Raw genomic sequence first — 364 nt, 5'->3', positions numbered from 1 at the left:
TCGCTGCTCTTGCTCCAGAATTCGGTTGCCAGCGTGCGGGTTCCGTTGGGGGACAGGAGCAGGGTGGCAGTGAGTTCGTTGGCGATGGCGAGGAATACGAGGGCCGCTCCGCCCGCGGCCGCGGGTGCCGTCAACCGCAGGGTAACCCGGATGAAGGAGAGCAACGGCGGCTTACCGAGTGCCTGTGCGGCCTCGTCGAGTTCCTTGGGCGCCTGGGCCAGTCCCGCCCGCAGGTTCACCAAGGCACGGGGGAGGAACAACAGGACATAGGCAGCTACCAGCACCCCGGACGTTTGGTAGATCCCGGGGACCACCCGGATGCTGACAGTAACAAAGGCCAGGCCCACCACGATCCCCGGCAACG

The 364-nt window shown here is 66.2% G+C and carries 1 protein-coding gene; it reads right to left on the bottom strand.

Going from position 1 to position 364, the window contains the following annotated elements; genetic code table 11:
• The coding region (locus AC5RWX_RS34470; RefSeq protein ID WP_494100602.1) for an ABC transporter permease subunit at positions 1 to 364 on the bottom strand (364 nt) is incomplete at both ends.

Source organism: Arthrobacter sp. SPT-J7 (genome assembly GCF_059089965.1).
The sequence above is the reverse complement of the archived record's forward strand: the minus strand, read 5'-3'. Positions and strand labels throughout refer to the sequence as shown.